Genomic DNA, 17189 nt, shown 5'->3' with positions numbered 1-17189 from the left:
CCCCCGCTGCCAGCGACAACGTTGGTCCGTGGCGTCCCGCAATCCCGAAGCTCAGAGCCACGAGCGCGGCCCCTGTTGTCTGACCGAGCAGCCGCGCGGTGGCGATAATGCCGCTCGCGCCGCCGCTGCGCTCAGGCGGCGCACTCTGCATGAGTGCCTTGAGGTTGGGCGACTGGAAAAAACCGAAGCCCGCCCCGCACACCGCCATACGGATTGAAATGTCGAGCACGGCCGGATGCGCAGGCAACAGCGCGAGCGAGGCCATCCCCGCCGACAATATCGCAAGACCGATGGCGCCCAGCAAGCCAGGCGGATAGCGATCGGACAACCGGCCGGCAACCGGAGCGGCCAGTGCGACGACGACCGGCCACGGCGTCATCAGGAATCCGGTCTCCACCTGGCTGCGATGCAGCACGGTCTCGAAGTAAAACGGCAGAGAGACAAACGCGAGGCCCTGCGCGGCAAACGAACAGACAGCGGTCACTGCCGACAGCGCAAAAACAGGCAGCTTGAACAGATCGACGGGCAGCATGGGCGCAGGGTGTCCTGCTTCGCGGCGCATCAGCAGCAGCCCAAACACAATGGCGATGGCCGCGGCAACCAGCACGTACTGAGTCGGCTCGCGCTGCGCGGCCTCGCCGAGCGCGAAGATCAGCGCCGCGAACGTGATCACGTTGAGCAGTGCCGCGACCGGGTCGAAATTGTGCGCGCCGCGCTCGTTGGGGGGCAGCGCGGGCATGGCGAAGGCCAGCGCCAGCACGCCTAGCGGGACGTTGACGGCGAACAGCCACGGCCACGTGCCAAGCGACAGGATCAATGACGCCATCGTCGGTCCGACCGCGAACGACGTGCCCACCACCAGCGCATTCAACCCAAGGCCGCGCCCGAGCCGGTGAGGCGGAAACAGGAAACGGATCAGAGCTGTGTTGACGCTCATGATCCCGCTCGCCCCAAGGCCTTGCAGTACGCGCGCCGCCGCCAGCAGTGGCAGCGTGCCGGATAGCGAACAGGCCAGCGACGCAAGGGTGAAGATCGCAATGCCGCCAATGTAAATGCGCCGGTGCCCGACGATCTCGCCAAGTGCGGCAAGCGGCAGAAGGGTGGCGACCATCGAGAGCTGATACGCGTTGATGATCCACACCGAAGCGGCGGGTGCGGCATGCAGGTCCGCGGCAATGGTTGGCAGCGCCGTGTTGGCAATGGCCGTGTCGAGCGTGGCGAGCGCGACGGTCAGCATGATCGCCGCCATCGCGCGGCGGTTGCTCGCGGACATGGTTTCGTCGACAGGGCGAGCGAAGCCGTCAGATGGCGCGGACGGAAGCGGATTGTTCTCGGTCAAGGCGGGTTCTTGGGATGGCGCGCGCCGGTTCGCGAAGCGGGCCGGGACGGCGACGCCTCCCTGGACCGATGCGATTGCAGGGTTAAACGTAAAGGTGCGCGTAAGCGGCAGACCGGCTCGGCGCCTGGCGCGCTGCGAATGAAGCGATTGTTGCAGAGCTGTGGGTTTTTTGCTGGGAGCCGGGCAGGGCGTTAGAAGAAGAGGGGGCGTAATGAATCGGCTAAAATGCAACTAACGGTCAAGCCGATGACCCGCCTCCAGACACAGAAGAAAGCGGGACATATAAGCATCGGAAGATCAAGATAGCCTGCACGGGCAGGGCCGGGAGGATAGACCAGAAGAATCTGCCTGGGGCCTCTAACGGCTGATAAGGCCAGGAAACCAGATATCAATCTCCTGATGTCATTGACGGCGTCCGAACCGCCCACGCGCCCGGTGCCAGCGGCCAGTCCGCACGTCCCAAGTCCGGCCAGACCGCTGCTGTCCCCGTCAAAAATTCAACTAAACGACGCCAGCAAAATCGACAACTTCCGGATATGCGCCTTGAATGCTTCGGTGGTTTCGCGCTCGTGTCCGGCGCTTAGATGAGGCGCTTCGGCCAGTTCAACCTGCGCCTGAAACTCGTCGGCGATCAGGCGGCGCGTCTCCGGCGGAAGCGCACGAATCAGCGAGACCAGCAGCAGTTCCTGAGCGTGGAACATTCCGAGCATGGATTGTGCGTTCATCTTGGCCTCCGTCGCGACAGAATGAAGGCAGCGGGCGCGGCATATGCATGCAAAGGCCACGCCGTCTCAAAGCTGCCACCTTCTTCATCCATACTAGTGCAGACAGGCTTGGCGATTGACGCGTGTTTGCACTGTATCTGTGCACATTGTGACGAGAAGTGGCGCGTAGGGTGCGGGCTCGTGATGAGCCCGCGTCTCGGATGCGTCGGTGACGGGAGGCCAGAAATGTCCTACCCTGCTACTTTACCCGCCTGACCGGCACGCGCCTCCCGTCCGTCAAACTGTGCGGTCCGCGCGCGCCGCGTCGCTCTAACCGGAGGCTTCAATGACAGCCGTGGATCTGGAGTTCGACCAGCTCAACAGTTCTGTCGATGCGCTACGGCGCTCAATTTCCAACCGCATGATGTACGGCGTCGGTAAGGATGCCGTCACCGCGCGTCCTCATGACTGGCTGCATGCCGCAGCCCTCGCAGTCCGCGACCGGCTGGTCGCGCGCTGGATGAAAACCACGCGCCTGCAGTACGAGCAGGATGTGAAGCGCGTGTATTACCTGTCGATGGAATTTCTGATCGGCCGCACCTTCACCAACGCGTTGCTGGCGCTGGGCATCTACGATCCGATGCGCGAGGCGCTCGCCGGACTCGGCGTCGATATGGACATGCTGATCGAGATGGAGCCGGATGCCGCACTCGGCAACGGCGGTCTCGGGCGGCTCGCCGCCTGTTTCCTCGATTCGATGGCCACGCTCGGCATCCCAGGATTTGGATACGGTATCCGCTACGAGTACGGCATGTTCCGCCAGCAGATCGTCAACGGCGAACAGGTCGAGGCGCCGGATTACTGGCTGCGCAACGGCAACGCGTGGGAATTTCCGCGCTCCGAGATCCGGTATCTGGTGCATTTCGGCGGACGCACCGTGCAGCGCGGCGATCATGTGGAATGGATCGACACCGAGCACGTCAATGCGATGGCCTATGACACGGTAATCCCGGGTTATGCGACCAGCGCGACCAATACGCTGCGCTTGTGGTCCGCGCGATCGACGGAAGAACTCGATCTGTCGGCATTCAACCGCGGGGATTATCGCAGTGCCGTCGATGCAAAGACGATGTCCGAAAACGTCTCGCGCCTGCTGTACCCGGACGATTCAACGCCGGCGGGGCGCGAACTGCGTTTGCGTCAGGAGTATTTTTTCGTCTCGGCGACGATGCAGGATCTGATCCGCCGATACCAGCGCACCCACAGCACGTTTGGCCGCTTCGCCGAAAAGGTCGCGGTGCATCTGAACGATACGCACCCGGTGCTCGCCATCCCCGAACTGATGCGCCTGCTGGTCGATGTGCACCACGTGCCGTGGGCGACGGCGTGGAAACAGATTCAGCAGATGTTCTCGTACACGAACCACACGCTGATGCCCGAGGCGCTCGAAACGTGGGATGTCGAAACCCTCGCTCGACTTCTGCCGCGGCACCTCGAGATCATCTTCGAGATCAACGCGGAGTTTCTCAAGCACGTCAGCGAGCAGTCTGGTCACGACGCGGAGATGATCCGGCGCATTTCGCTCGTTGACGAGTATGGTCAACGGCGTGTCCGGATGGCGTACCTGGCGATCGTGGCGAGCCATAAGGTCAACGGTGTATCGAAGCTGCATTCGCAACTGATGACGCGCGATATTTTCGCGGACTTCGCACGCGTGTTCCCTGAGCGCTTTACCAACGTCACGAACGGCGTCACGCCGCGCCGCTGGCTGGCGCAGGCGAGTCCGTCGCTGTCGTCGCTGATCGATCAGCAGATCGGTACTCACTGGCGGCGCGATCTGTTCGAACTGGAGAAGCTGCGCGAACTGCGCAACGACACGGGCTTTGTCGACGCGTTTCGTGAGGCGAAGCGGCAGAACAAGCTGCGCCTCGCACAACGTCTTGCGCACCACACGAAGGTCACGTTCGATCCAGATGCGCTGTTCGATCTGCAGGTCAAACGGATCCACGAGTACAAGCGGCAACTGCTGAACGTGCTGCACGTCATCGTGCGCTACAACCAGATTCGCGCTAACCCCGAACGTGACTGGGTGCCGCGCGTCGTGATGTTCGCAGGCAAGGCGGCCTCCGCTTACCGGATGGCGAAAACCATCATCCGGCTGATTGGCGATGTCAGCGAGAAGGTCAATCACGATCCGCTGATCGGCGACCGGCTGAAGGTGGTGTTTGTGCCGAACTACGGCGTGAGCGTGGCGGAACTAATCATTCCGGCCGCTGATCTGTCCGAGCAGATTTCGATGGCAGGCACCGAAGCTTCGGGCACCGGCAACATGAAGCTGGCGCTCAACGGCGCACTCACCATTGGCACGATGGACGGCGCGAATATCGAAATCTGCGACGCGGTAGGGCGCGAAAACATTTTCATCTTCGGCCATACCGCTGACGAAGTGGACGATCTGCGTGCAAGCGGCTACCGGCCGCGGCAGATCTATGAGGAGAATCCGGAACTACGCATGGCGCTCGATCAGATCCGCACAGGATTTTTCTCGCCCGATGACCCACTGCGCTTCTCGGATATTTTCCATACGCTGGTCGACTGGGGCGATCACTACATGGTGCTCGCGGACTTCGAGGCGTTTGCCAAGGCGCAAAGCGAAGTCGATGAGCGTTTCATTAACCCGAGAGCGTGGGCTGAAAGTGCGATCGAGAACGTGGCCGGGATGGGGCTGTTTTCGTCCGACCGCACGATTGGCGAATATGCCCGTGAGATCTGGCACGTGAAACCGCTCGACATGTCGTGAGCGTCGTACCGCCCGTCAGGCCGCATCTGCGCATGCGTGGCTTGACGGGCGGCAGCGTGACACAGGTCGTGCGTTATTCGCTTCGCGGTTGTGTCGCAGTCATGTCTTAAGGAGCGAGGCTCTCAGAGGACTTGTTGGCGAGCAAGCCGAGTTGGCCGTTGCGGAAGTCGAGCAGGACGTCGAGGTTCTGCATCGCCGTCAGGCCGATCACGATGCGGTTCGCGCCCGGCTTTGTCTTGGCGACCGTGACCTGCGCGCCACCATAACGATGCACCCACGAACCGACGGCCAGCGCGACATCGTAGTTGCCTTGCGCAAGCACGTCGTTTTCGTCACCGTCGTCGGTCCAGTTGGGCGTCTTGTCCGTCTCCACCCGAATCATCTCCGTGCTGCCTGTGGCAAATACGACCGGCGCGCAGAAGCGCATCTTGTCGCCCACCTGCACACATCCCACTGGCCACTGCGTCGCGCCGTTCTGCGCCGTGGCCATCGGCACTAGCGTGAAATCGCGAGTGAGGCCGGCGGAAGGGCTGAGGATCACAAACGGTTTGGCAAAGTTCGCATGCACCACATACCTTTGGCCGATGTTCTCCGGCAGTGCACGCAACGGCGGCGTGCAACAGTCGTCGTTCGCCTGTCCGGCGCCGGCGCCGAAGATACCGGAAAAGGCATAGCCGAACTCGCCGGTGTAGCCGTCCATGGCCAGGCAATGTCTCTGGTTGCGCTGGCAGTGCACGTCGTTGACAGTTTGCGCGGTCATTTCAACCGGCTTGGTGCCGATCACGCTGACAGGCATTTTGGCCGAAGGGCCCGAGACGACCGCGCCGTTCGCAAAGTTCAGCGAGGTGGCGGCGCCGGTGGACGGATATTGGGTGTTCGGCAACACCTTGCTCAGTACGCGCACGCCCTGCGTGCCGGTATCGAATGCGAGGTAGACGGATTTACCGTCCAGTTGAACGGGCAGGCCGAGTCGCGCGTGGCCTTCGTCTGCGCGCTCCACATGCAGCGGGATCAGCACGCCGTCATTGCCGCCGTTGATCAACGTGGCAGCGGGAGTGGGCGGGGTAGGAACCGGAAACGTGACGGCGCAGCCGCTCACCAGGGTCACGCCAATGCATGCCACGGCGCTCAGGCCACTCAGGCGGCTGCGCAGCGAAGTGAAGGGTTTGAAGGACTTGAGACAGGGCAGGCGATTTCGGGACAGCGGATACATGGGGCCACACTTTGCGAAAGAGCGTGTCCCTGACGGAGGCGGTGCATCGTGAACGGTAAAGCGGGCCGCGATGTTGACAGTCGTGGCGGCCCGCTGCCCTAAGCGCACCTAAGGGCGTTCAATCGGGGCATTCAACCAGGTGCTCAACGGGCCAATCAACCGGCGAATGAGCCGGCCAATGAACCGAGGCGCTATAAAGCGGGTGCGCTTGCGAGGCCTGCGGGAGGGAACGCGGGATAGAGAAGCGCAGACTCTAACCGCCCGGCTATACCGGATTGCAAAAATGTGTAAACGCTTGACCGGGGTCAAAGATTTCGTGGACGGCGAATCATGGCTGTCGACGCGCGACCGACCGTTGCCCGATCAAGCGCGCCAATCAGGGCGGCGATGACATCGTCCAGGGTGCGCGAAATGACTTCGACGCGGAAGGTGATGCGCTCATTGCGCTTATCGATAGTCACGACGTAGAGCCGCAAGTCGTCGCCGAGTGCCGCATGCAAGGCCCGTCTGCCGGTTGCCGAAGACGTGCCGCTTACGGTGACTTCGACGGTAACGAGCGGCACGTAGACGTGCGACGGCGGCGTAACGGCGCGAACGCCGCGCGGGCGAACCATGGCGGACGAAACGGTGGACGGGAGCATCGGGGGTGTGCCGGCACGAACGGTGGCGGCATGCGTTGTTAAGACCTGTCCACTTTATCCACGTGAACCTCAAGCGGGCGCAAAAGCTCGCACGGTTCGAATCAATTTTGTGTTAACGACGATGAACCGTGCGTCAGACGCTCGGCGACGGCGTTGCAGGAGCGGCGGGTGCTGCAGGCGCGGCAGCCATCGTTTCACGCACCGTGTGGGCGACGCGCTCGACGAACTCCAGATCGATGCTCGACAGGGCTTCGCGTTCGCCGCTGCTGGTCTCGACGATCAGACGATGGGTGACGTCCTGGGTCAACCATGTGAGCCAGCCCACCACGATCAGCATGACGCCGCACACGATCCCGACGGGTGAGCGAAACACGCCGCCGACCACGGCGCCGATCAGGCCAATCACCGAAATAGCGATGCACAGTGTCCGGTTCTTCTGCACAGTCACGATGCGGACGTTTTTCACCTCACGCAACGGGAAAACCTGCCCTGCAGCGGAGAGGGCGTTGCGCGTGACCGATACGCCACGGTCGTTAAAAGGGGTTTCCATTAGATCAAATGCAAGCAGTGGCAAAGGCCGCAGGGTATCAGACTTTGTTTGCCTAAAGTCATGGGATTTTGGGGAGGCGCTAACCGTTGCCGCGTATGGACCCTGCTGCGCATTGCCTAAAAAACAGCCGCGAGCGAGATTTCCCGCTCGTCACGGTTGCCGTATATTGTTATCGCCCCACGGGCCAAATTTTCTCCGGAAATCGCGGCAAAGCGAAGGGACATCAACCGACGTCGAAATTATCGTACCTCATGAAAACATTAATATCGACCGTGTTATTTTGCCTGTCTAGCGCAATCGCGCATGCCGCCGGAATACAGTTCCTTCAAATCCCGCCCGACGCTAATGGCCCTGCTTTAAAAGCGATAGTGTGGACGCCATGCGCTGAAGCGGCACTGGAAGTGCCGATCGGACCATATGTCCTGAGCGGGCGGCGAAACTGTCCGACAGTCGGTGAAAAGCTACCCTTGATTGTGATTTCGCACGGGCACGGTGGATCGTTCCTTGGCCACCATGATCTTGCCGAGACGCTTGCAGATGCTGGCTTCATTGTGGCGGCAATCAACCATCCGGGCGATACGTTCACCGATATGAGCCAGGCGGCCGCTGACTCATGATGCACGGATCAAAGCTTATGTATTAGCGGATCCTTTCAACGTGTTTCCAACGTCCCAAAGCTTGAAAAACGTGAAAGCACCGATCCAGCTTTGGGCTTCTCAGTTCGGCGGCGATGGCGTGCTGCCTGCAACGATTCCCGCTCTTGCCGATGCACTTCCCAACCGTCCTGATTTCACCTCGTTCCTGGTTCGGCGCATTTCGCATTTCTCGCTCCATGCTCCCCGCAGTTGAAGAATGCTGCGCCCGAAATCTGTACTGATGCAAACGGATTCGATCGCGTTGCCTTTCACAAAGAGCTTAACGCAAGCGCACTTGAGTTTTTCAAAAGGAACCTCCAGTAAGTACTCGATAGCGACGTCCCTGATCACTTCCAGACGGGAAGCCATGAGGCCGTGACGCCGCTCAACGACCGCGACGCAGGGCACTAGATCACACACAAAAGCCATGCTTGACAGGTCGTGCTTACGCTCGCTAGCGCACTTGAGGACACGGTAGAGCGAGTCGTCTAAGGCTCGAGAAAACGAGCCATGGCCGCCGTCGCAGAGCGCGATGACGTCATAGGATCCGAAAGCTTCAAGAATACCGGTGATTGGATCAATGGGAGTCGCAGCTATCGTCATCGGGTGGGCTCCGTCTTTGCCAGCAAAGGTTACGATTCCTCGGGCACTGCGCTATGTTTGATAGTCATACAGTCGCCGAAGTTCTCCGTGTCCACCCCGACGCGGTTGAGCCGCGTTTGACCGTATCATTTCGGAAGACATTCATCCGGCATCGGGTGCCAAAACCAGGAGAACTTGCGCCATGGCTAATCCACTTCCCATCAAGATCGCGATTCTTGACGATTACCAGAGCATCGCATTGCGCGAGGCCGATTGGTCGCCTCTGGCCGCGCGCGCAGAGATTACGGTGTTCACAGATCACCTTGCCGACGTTGGTGAAGTCGCACAACGTCTCAAGCCCTTCGACGTGGTGTGCGCGATGCGCGAGCGTACGCCGTTCTCGCGCGAGCTCATTGAGAATCTGCCGAACTTGAAACTGATCGCATCGACGGGCTCGGCTAACGCCTCGATCGATCTCGAGGCGGCCGCTGAACGCAGTGTGGAAGTCCGCCACACCGGCTATTCATCGACGCCGACAATCGAATTTACGTGGGCGCTTATTCTCGCCATGGCGCGCAACATTGCAGGCGAGAATGAGTCACTGCGAAGCGGTGGATGGCAGATATCGCTCGGCACGGAGCTGGCGGGTAAGACCTTGGGCCTGCTTGGCCTCGGACGTGTCGGGTCTGCCGTGGGTGTGATTGGGCGTGCGTTCCGCATGAATGTCATTGCGTGGAGCCAGAACCTGACGCCTGAGCGGGCGCAAGAAAAGGGTGTGCAGCTCGTCGACAAGGCAACGCTCTTCTCCACCTCCGACTTTCTGTCTATCCACGTTCGCCTGAGCGAGCGCACGCACCACCTTGTTGGGCCAGCCGAACTCGGACAGATGAAGCCGACGAGCCGCCTCATTAACACCTCCCGCGGACCCATCGTCGATGAAGCCGCGCTTATCGAGGCCCTAAAGACCGGACAACTGGCGGGCGCCGCGCTCGACGTGTACGACACTGAGCCGCTCGCAGCGGACCATCCGTATCGCACGCTTCCCAATGTGCTTGCCACACCGCACATCGGTTACGTGTCGCAAGAGCTTTATCGTACGTTTTACGGCGATACCGTGCAAAACATCGTGCAATGGCTCGATGAGCGACAAAACGCGGGCAATGTCTAATGCGCCCTGAGCGGTCCCTTTGCTTAGGACCGCTCAGGGTGGGGATTTTCTTGAGGCTTGCTCCACTTACGCATCGACCGTCTCGTTGCTGTAGAACGGATAGTCGGTGTAGCCGACCTCAGTGCCACCGAAAAAGCTGGGACGGTCGTACGGATTCAGCGGCAGTTGAAGGCGTAGACGTTCGGGCAGATCCGGGTTAGCGATAAAGTCGCGGCCAAAGGCAACCAGGTCGGCGTCGCCTGCCTGCAGGATCGCTTCCGCTGTGTGACCTTTGAAGCCGCCGGCGGAGATGATGATGCCCTTGTAGCGCTTGCGGATCAGTTGCGCGGCGACCGCGTCTGGATCTTTGCTGGCGTCATCGACGTTGCCCAGCACACGTGGCTCGATCAGATGCAGGTAGGCGAGGTTCAGTTTGGCCAGTTCCTCGGCTACGTAACTGAAAAGGGCCTCCGGGTTGCTGTCGGACATATCGCCCCACGTGCCGCTCGGGCCAAGGCGCACGGCGACGCGGTCGTTGCCCCACACCGAGATGACGGCCCGCGTGACTTCCATCAGGAAGCGGACCCGGTTTTCGAACGAACCGCCATAGATGTCGGTGCGCTTGTTGCTACCGTCCTGCAGGAATTGATCGAACAGGTAACCATTGGCGGCGTGTAACTCGACGCCGTCGAAGCCGGCTTCCTTGCCGCGGATCGCGGCGCTGCGGAAGCTTTCGACGAGCTCGGCTATTTCGGGAATCGTCAGCGCGCGGCTCGGCGTGTTCGGGATCCAGCCCGCTTCGGTGTAGGCGACGCCACCGTGCGGCACGGCCGACGGTGCTACCGGTTCGGCGCCGCCAGGTTGCAACTGGCTGTTGGACTGGCGTCCAGCGTGATACAGCTGCAGGAAAATGCGGCCGCCCTTGGCGTGTACGGCGTTGGTCACGCGCTTCCAGCCGGCGATCTGGCTGTCGTCGTAGAGGCCAGGTGCACCGAGGTACCCGTTGCCGTTGGGTGCTGCGATAGTGGCTTCGCTGATCAGGAACCCGCCTTCCGACGCGCGCTGCGCATAGTACTCGGCCATCAACGGGCCGGGTCTGGCGCCTGTTTCGGCGCGCATGCGAGTGAGCGGCGCCAGCACTACGCGATGGGAAAAATCATAAGGACCGACTTTGACTGCGGAATGAAGTTTGGACATGATTTCCTCGAGATTGACTGGCCGGTGTGACGCTTGATCACCAGCGGCTTGATCACCAGCGGGCTTTCGACCTTGAGGAGAAGTGTATGGACGAACCCGGATAAGAAAAATAGACTAAGGTTCCGAATATCCAGGACAATGAAGTCCGCAATCAAGCGGTTGGCTATCCGCGAAGCGCAGGCGGGTGTCGAGCGGTAGCGCGGGTTGCCCGGCGGCGCCTGCTGACCCCAAATGTCCTCGGAAGGGTAATGGACAGCCTCAGTGGCATTGCGATGTTTGTGCAGGTGGCTGAGACCCGCAGTTTTACTGAGGCGGGGAGGCTGCTCGGCGTATCGTCTTCGGCCGTCGGCAAAAGCATTGCGCGCACCGAGGATCGTCTGGGCGTGCGGCTTTTTCATCGCAGCACGCGCAGCATCACGTTGACCGCTGAAGGCGCGTTGTTCCTCGAGCGTTGCCGGCGCATCCTGGGCGAGGTCGAAGCCGCCGAGGCCGAATTGTCCAATGTCGCCGGCAGTCCGCGCGGCAGGCTGCGCGTTAGCACGCCGCAACTCTCCGGTCTGATCATGCCGACGCTGGACGGCTTCATGAAGCAATACCCGGACGTCGAACTCGATGTCGATCTCTCCGATCGCATGGTGGATGTCATCGAAGAAGGCTTCGATGCAGTCATACGCACGGGCGAGCAGCACGATTCAAGGCTGGTTTCGCGGCGTCTTGGTTCCTGCGCTCAGTTGCTGGTCGCTTCGCCTGAATATCTGAAGCAGCAGGGCGAACCTGCTCATCCATCCGATCTCGTTCGGCATGCCTGTCTGCTGCATAGATTCCCCGTTAGCGGCAGACTGGAGCCTTGGCCATTTCAGCTCGCTGCGTCGGAAGCTGAACCGGAATTGCCGCAGACCTTCGTCAGCAACACGATTGAAGTGCTGGGTTTTCTGGCGCTTCAGAACAAGGGCATCGCCTTCGTGCCGAGCTTCCTCGTGCGCGACGCATTGGCGAGCGGTGCCTTAAAGATCGTGCTTGGCGACTTCATCGACCAGACCGTCACTTTCTGGATCCTGTGGCCGGCGAGCCGTTATGCGTCGCCGAAGCTGCGAGTCTTTATCGACTACGTCAGCGAGAATCTGCAGATCTGATTGCGACGATCAAGGGATCATCCATAGTCGCCAGGCCGGACTGATATGTCCGAAATGATCGGAATCTCAGCGTATTTATCTCCCGTCGCCTGAACTCTATATTTCACTGACACTGCGCAGATGAGCCGCGCGGCCTCAGATTGGAGCGTTCTTGTGAACAGTATCGTCAGGCAGGCTACAGGCGCCGGGAAAATCAGAGTGGGCATCATCGGGTTGGGTCATTGGTCGGAATCGGCGCCTCAATCCCGGCTACCGCTATGTGCGCGATTTGCTGGATCGCGGTGAGATCGGCGAGATACGTTCGGTGCGTTTGCACGTTAGCGTCGAGTGCTTTCAGCGTGAACGAATTGATTCGCTATACTACACAATTCCTGAAGAGAACTTCTTCAGTCTCCTGTCGATCTATGGCGGCCATTTCCTGGACGCCTTGTTTATTGAGATCGCGCGGCGATGCGCAGCAGCTGACCGGGTTGGCCATACCAGCGGAATATGAATGGCTACCGCCCACTAAACTCGGGGCGAGTGTTCTGGAGTTGGCGAACCTGTACGCCGCCCATGCGCGTGACGTCAAAACGGGGTCGACGCTTGCGCCCACGTTCGCGGACGCAGTTCGCATGCATGAACTGATAGAGCAGATCGTAGAATCGGATCGCACCGGTCAGCGCGTCCCGCTGCGATTGCGCCACGGCGAGGTGTTGCGTTCACCCTCACCGGCGTAACTTTGTCTGCCAGAAAAAAACCGATCATGTCGAACCACGCCTGCTGGCTCAGGTATGCTGAGCCTTTCGGGTAGGTTTCCGTTCAAGGGGAGAACATGCGGCGCGTCGTGTTTAATCAGAAGGGTGGCGTAGGCAAATCGACCATTGTTTGTAATTTGGCGGCAATCAGCGCCAGCGAAGGTATACGCACGCTGGTCATCGACCTCGATGCCCAGGCGAACTCAAGCCAATACCTGCTCGGCTCGCGGTTCGCGGAGGCCAATCCCACCGTTGCCGGCTTCTTTGAAACCGCCTTGACGTTCAGCTTCAGGCCCGTAGAAGTCACGTCGTTCATTCATCCGACGCCATTTGAAAATCTTGACATCATGCCCGCTCATCCTGATCTGGATACGTTGCATGGCAAGCTGGAGTCTCGTTACAAGATCTACAAGTTGCGTGACGCGCTGAACGAACTCGACATGTATGACGCGATCTATATCGACACGCCGCCTGCGTTGAACTTTTATACGCGCTCCGCGCTGATCGCGGCGGAACGTTGCCTGATTCCGTTTGACTGCGATGATTTTTCCCGTCGCGCGCTCTATACGTTGCTAGAAAACGTGAAGGAGATACAGCAGGATCACAATGTCGCGCTGGAGGTGGAAGGGATTGTCATCAACCAGTTTCAGCCTCGCGCGAGTCTGCCTCAACAACTGGTCGATGAGCTTGTTGGCGAAGGCTTGCCGGTGCTGGCGTCGCGGCTGTCTTCGTCAGTGAAGATCCGGGAATCGCATCAACAGGCAAAACCCCTCATTCACCTCGATCCAGGACACAAGCTTTCGCACGAATATCGTGCCTTGCATGGTGAACTGGCTGTCTAAGGGGCGGTAAGCGGCCGGTCGCGGTGGGCGTTGCGTGTGCCGATACGCCCAGCTAACCTTCGACCGTGCTTCGCCCCGTCTTGAGCGCTGCACGTCAGTGGGCTCGAGAATGGAAAACGCCCCGGAAGGCGACCCCAAAGGGCTCTTCGCAGGGCGTTTTTCGTTTCGCGCAGGGAAGGGGCTTGCGGCCCCTCCACCTACCTGAGTGCCGCTTAGAACTTTGCGCGAATACCGACGCGAACAGCCAGTTGCGAATTTGCACCAGCAACCGGCAGGTAGCTGCTCGTGCTCACGCCGATCTGCGATTGCAGGGCGGCGCCAGATGCGGTCTTGCCCGTAGCGTGCTGGTAGATGCCGAGCAGGTACACGTCGGTGCGCTTGCTCAGTGCGTAGTCGACGCTCGCATCTGCCTGGTTCCAGTGACCGTTGGTCAGATCCTTGGCCTGCATGTACGTGTAGCCCAGCGCGCCCGTCAGTGCCGGCGTGAAGGCGTACTTGCCGCCTGCTTCATAAGCATTGAAGATCGTCATGTGGCCGGTCAGCTGCTCGATGTCCGTGTGCGTCCACAGGGCGAACAACGTAGCCGCGCCGATCGAGTACTTGGTGCCGACGCCAGTCGTAGCCAGGTCCTTCGCAACGCTCGTACCTGTCAGTGCCGATGCATTGGCCAGCGTCGTCGAGAAAGTCGGCGATGCTGAACCCGGGAAGCGGATGTCCGTGTACGCTGCGCCGATGCCGAACGGGCCGTTCGTGTAGTTCAGGCCGAAGCTGTAGGCAGCCGACGAACCGGATGTGCCCGGTGCGCCTGCAAATGCGCCAGCCTGATTCGAGAAGCCCCACATTGCGCCGAACGTCAGGCCGTAGAAGTTCGCGCTATTGAACTTGATCGAGTTGTTGATGCGGCTCGACGTGAGTTGGTCGACGTCGTTGATGTGGTAGCCGTAGTTACCTGCGACGGTCTGGCCGCCCACAGCGTACGAACCGCCCAGATAGTCGGTCGAGAACGAGTATTGACGGCCGAGCGTCAGCGAACCGACATTAGCTTGCGTCAAACCGACGTAAGCCTGGCGGCCGAACAGATCGCCACCTTGACCTGCTGCGCCCGTACCCGAGTTAAAGCCGTTTTCCAACACGAAGATAGCCTTCAGGCCGCTACCGAGGTCTTCGCTGCCGCGCAGGCCCCAACGACTACCTTGCGCAACGCCGTCGCCATACTGTACGAGATCCTTCGCGCCGGTCCCGGCGTGGTTCACATACGTGATACCTGCATCAATCAACCCATACAGCGTCACGCTGCTTTGTGCGTGAGCGGCACCGGCAAAGCCGGCCAGAATAGCGGTGGTCAAAACTTTCTTGTTCAAGAGATTCTCCGATGAAATATAGGCAATCGCGCGCTTGGCTCTGACGGCTGGTCGTGCGATGGCCCGCAATGTAAGGGACGCAAGGGTAGCGAATATGACAATTCAAATATTTCGGCGATCTGTCGCAGGAATGAGACATTTGAATGGCGACCTTGCGCAAAGTCACGCAGGCATGCGTCCCATATCCATATGAAATTGCGTGCATATATAGATATGAAAATAGATGAATTAGAGGCGCTACGGTGGATTGCGATGGCGAGCGTCCTTTTGGCGCGTTTCCGTTGAGGGAAATGCCGGACCGAGAATTGATAAAAGCCGAATTTTCGATAGAAAAAAGTCGTTTTGATATAGACGAAAACGTTTGCGCGCGTTGAGGACGAGTTTTTTGATGGTCGTTTAATGCGCTCGATGAAGCTGGGAAGTTGTCCCCGCAACCACTGTTGCAGCGTAAGGCTCGACGTCGCTATTACCGATACGTGGCGCCAGTTGAACACGAGGAAGATTTGATGGGCTCGAGGGACGTGCGGTGCGGTGGGTCCGCCGGTGTCCCGGTCCGCAGTGGGAGCGTTACAGATTTGACGTCGTGCCCGCAGCGCTGAGCAGTGAAGAGAGAAGAACCTCGTGTGAGAAGCTCAAGCGCCGGCTAACGCTTCAAGTGCGCGGGTCTTGCGCTTTGTTGTGAACGATCCGCTGGCAAGATCAAATGCGTCTCACTTTTGGACTGCATCGTCACGATTGCTTTGCAACTTCACGCTGGCGACGGCGTCGCTGAGCGGCCGCCACAGAGAGATGTCCCCTCGAACTCGTCTTCTGTTTCTTCACATGTACCGGATCGACGTCCGAACTGCCTACGGTCGGGGCTTCGAGGTTCGTGGTTAATCGGGCAAGCGTCTGATCATATTAATAAATAGAAAAGAAAAGACAATTTGGACTCCAAAGTTAAGGTCAGTAAATTCCGGTCTCATTTATGAAACGTAAATTTAACTTAATTTGACGTTTTAACCACTGTTTTTAAAGGCTAATCTCATCTGCTTATATTTTATGCGTGTGATTCCGAACAGTTCGTTAATGCATGTTCGCATATCGTTAATCTAAATCTGCATTAGGTGCGATGAATTCCATATTGACGGGCCATGAGAGGCGCAGGTGCGCGGCCCGTCAGCTACATCCAGCTACCTCGAGGGCTGATCAATAAGCGGTGCCTAGTGCCGCATGGGATGAGACACGATCTATCGTGCGCGATCGCAACAGTTCAACTTGATCAATTCGTGGAAATCGAACGGCTGATTAAAGCCGATCTGGAATGTATGTTTAGGGGTACATAATGAATCGACATAAGAACACCTTGCACGGGCTCACGGTACGCAGAATGGCGATTGCCGCCGCAGTGACGTTATATGCGGGAATCGCTTGTGCACAGCCCGATTCAAACGCGGCGCAACCTGCACCGGTCCTCAGCGGCGAAGCCCATGCAGGAGTCATCCTCGCGCAGAATCCGACGCAGGATTGTCCGGAAACAGCCACGCACGGTTGCCGTAATGATTACGGCGGCGCGGGAGGAGGGATCGGCAGCCCGGTGGCGGCAGCGGAAGTAGGAGGGACAGTTGGCTCGTATGGCGCGAATAGCGTCGGGACGGTAACCGGTGGGACCAATGGGGCGGAGGGCCAGGGATCGGGCAGTGCGGGTGGAACGGGTGGTGGTGGGGCGGGTGGTGGTAAGGGCACCGGTGGAGCTGGAGCTGGGACTGGAGCTGGGACTGGAGCTGGGACTGGTGCTGGAGCTGGTGCTGGTGCTGGTGCTGGTGCTGGCGCTGGAGCTGGAACTGGAACTGGTGCTGGAGCTGGAACTGGAACTGGAACTGGAACTGGAACTGGAACTGGAACTGGAACTGGAACTGGAACTGGAACTGGAACTGGAACTGGAACTGGCGCTGGAACTGGAACTGGAACCGGCACCGGCACCGGCACCGGCACCGGCACCGGCACCGGAAATGGTCATGGCAGAGGCAATGGACCAGGAAGCGGTAACGGTTCCGGAAGTGGAAGCGGCAATGGCAGTGGACCCGGACGTGGAAGCGGGAACGGCAGCGGTCCCGGAGGCGGAAGTGGCAGCGGCCCTGGCAACGGCAGCGGTCCCGGCGGTGGCCATGGCAGCGGCACCGGCAGCGGCCCAGGAGGCGGCAATGGCAGTGGTCCTGGCGGTGGCAATGGCAGTGGTCCCGGCAGTGGTCCTGGCAGCGGCCCAACAGGCGGCAATGGCAGTGGTCCTGGCGGTGGCAATGGCAGTGGTCCCGGCGGTGGTCATGGC

At 59.8% G+C, this 17189-nt stretch carries 13 protein-coding genes and 1 pseudogene; 7 read left to right on the top strand and 7 right to left on the bottom strand.

What is annotated here, in order from left to right; all coding sequences use genetic code 11:
- The coding region (locus WCA85_RS27850; RefSeq protein ID WP_424068091.1) for an MFS transporter at positions 1–1273 on the bottom strand (1273 nt) is incomplete at its 3' end.
- A gap of 563 nt (positions 1274–1836) precedes the next feature.
- Positions 1837–2064, bottom strand: a complete 228-nt coding sequence (locus WCA85_RS27845; protein ID WP_424068090.1) for a hypothetical protein — start codon at positions 2062–2064, stop codon at positions 1837–1839.
- Positions 2065–2389: 325 nt separating this feature from the next.
- Between WCA85_RS27845 and WCA85_RS27840 the strand changes: the two genes are divergently transcribed.
- Complete coding sequence (locus WCA85_RS27840; protein ID WP_424068089.1) at positions 2390–4843, top strand: glycogen/starch/alpha-glucan phosphorylase; 2454 nt, start codon at positions 2390–2392, stop codon at positions 4841–4843.
- Between the two features lie 106 nt (positions 4844–4949).
- Here the strand turns inward: WCA85_RS27840 and WCA85_RS27835 are convergent, their stop codons facing one another.
- From WCA85_RS27835 to WCA85_RS27825, 3 genes are all read right to left on the bottom strand, one after another.
- Positions 4950–6056, bottom strand: a complete 1107-nt coding sequence (locus WCA85_RS27835; RefSeq protein WP_424068088.1) for a hypothetical protein — start codon at positions 6054–6056, stop codon at positions 4950–4952.
- Positions 6057–6361: 305 nt separating this feature from the next.
- Positions 6362–6697: a hypothetical protein gene (locus WCA85_RS27830; RefSeq protein WP_424068087.1), complete on the bottom strand. Its 336-nt coding sequence runs from the start codon at positions 6695–6697 to the stop codon at positions 6362–6364.
- A gap of 133 nt (positions 6698–6830) precedes the next feature.
- Entirely contained in the window at positions 6831–7247 is a 417-nt protein-coding gene (locus tag WCA85_RS27825) for a DUF6232 family protein (RefSeq protein ID WP_424068086.1), read from the bottom strand.
- Positions 7248–7498: 251 nt separating this feature from the next.
- Between WCA85_RS27825 and WCA85_RS27820 the strand changes: the two are divergent.
- Positions 7499–8206, top strand: a pseudogene (locus WCA85_RS27820) (alpha/beta hydrolase family protein).
- A 460-nt stretch (positions 8207–8666) separates the two neighbouring features.
- Complete coding sequence (locus WCA85_RS27815; RefSeq protein ID WP_424068085.1) at positions 8667–9632, top strand: D-2-hydroxyacid dehydrogenase family protein; 966 nt, start codon at positions 8667–8669, stop codon at positions 9630–9632.
- A gap of 66 nt (positions 9633–9698) precedes the next feature.
- Here WCA85_RS27815 and WCA85_RS27810 read toward each other — a convergent pair whose 3' ends face one another.
- On the bottom strand, positions 9699–10808 hold the full coding sequence (locus WCA85_RS27810; protein ID WP_424068084.1) for an alkene reductase: 1110 nt from the start codon (positions 10806–10808) through the stop codon (positions 9699–9701).
- A gap of 248 nt (positions 10809–11056) precedes the next feature.
- Between WCA85_RS27810 and WCA85_RS27805 the strand changes: the two genes are divergently transcribed.
- The 3 genes from WCA85_RS27805 (at position 11057) to WCA85_RS27795 (ending at position 13520) form a co-directional block, all read left to right on the top strand.
- Positions 11057–11941, top strand: a complete 885-nt coding sequence (locus WCA85_RS27805) for a LysR substrate-binding domain-containing protein (RefSeq protein WP_424068083.1) — start codon at positions 11057–11059, stop codon at positions 11939–11941.
- A 338-nt stretch (positions 11942–12279) separates the two neighbouring features.
- Positions 12280–12660, top strand: a complete 381-nt coding sequence (locus tag WCA85_RS27800) for a hypothetical protein (RefSeq protein ID WP_424068082.1) — start codon at positions 12280–12282, stop codon at positions 12658–12660.
- A gap of 95 nt (positions 12661–12755) precedes the next feature.
- Positions 12756–13520 carry a ParA family protein gene (locus WCA85_RS27795; RefSeq protein ID WP_424068081.1) on the top strand — a complete coding sequence of 255 codons (765 nt, stop codon included), beginning with the start codon at positions 12756–12758 and terminating at the stop codon, positions 13518–13520.
- A gap of 212 nt (positions 13521–13732) precedes the next feature.
- Here WCA85_RS27795 and WCA85_RS27790 read toward each other — a convergent pair whose 3' ends face one another.
- Complete coding sequence (locus WCA85_RS27790; RefSeq protein WP_424068080.1) at positions 13733–14881, bottom strand: porin; 1149 nt, start codon at positions 14879–14881, stop codon at positions 13733–13735.
- 1685 nt (positions 14882–16566) lie between these two features.
- Here WCA85_RS27790 and WCA85_RS27785 point away from each other — a divergent pair.
- Positions 16567–17189 (top strand): hypothetical protein (locus WCA85_RS27785; protein ID WP_424068079.1); only part of this gene is annotated, 623 nt, incomplete at its 3' end.

This window comes from Paraburkholderia sp., assembly GCF_049581445.1.
Classification (GTDB): domain Bacteria; phylum Pseudomonadota; class Gammaproteobacteria; order Burkholderiales; family Burkholderiaceae; genus Paraburkholderia.
Note: the sequence above shows the minus strand (reverse complement) of the source record. Positions and strands in the feature narration are given on the sequence as shown.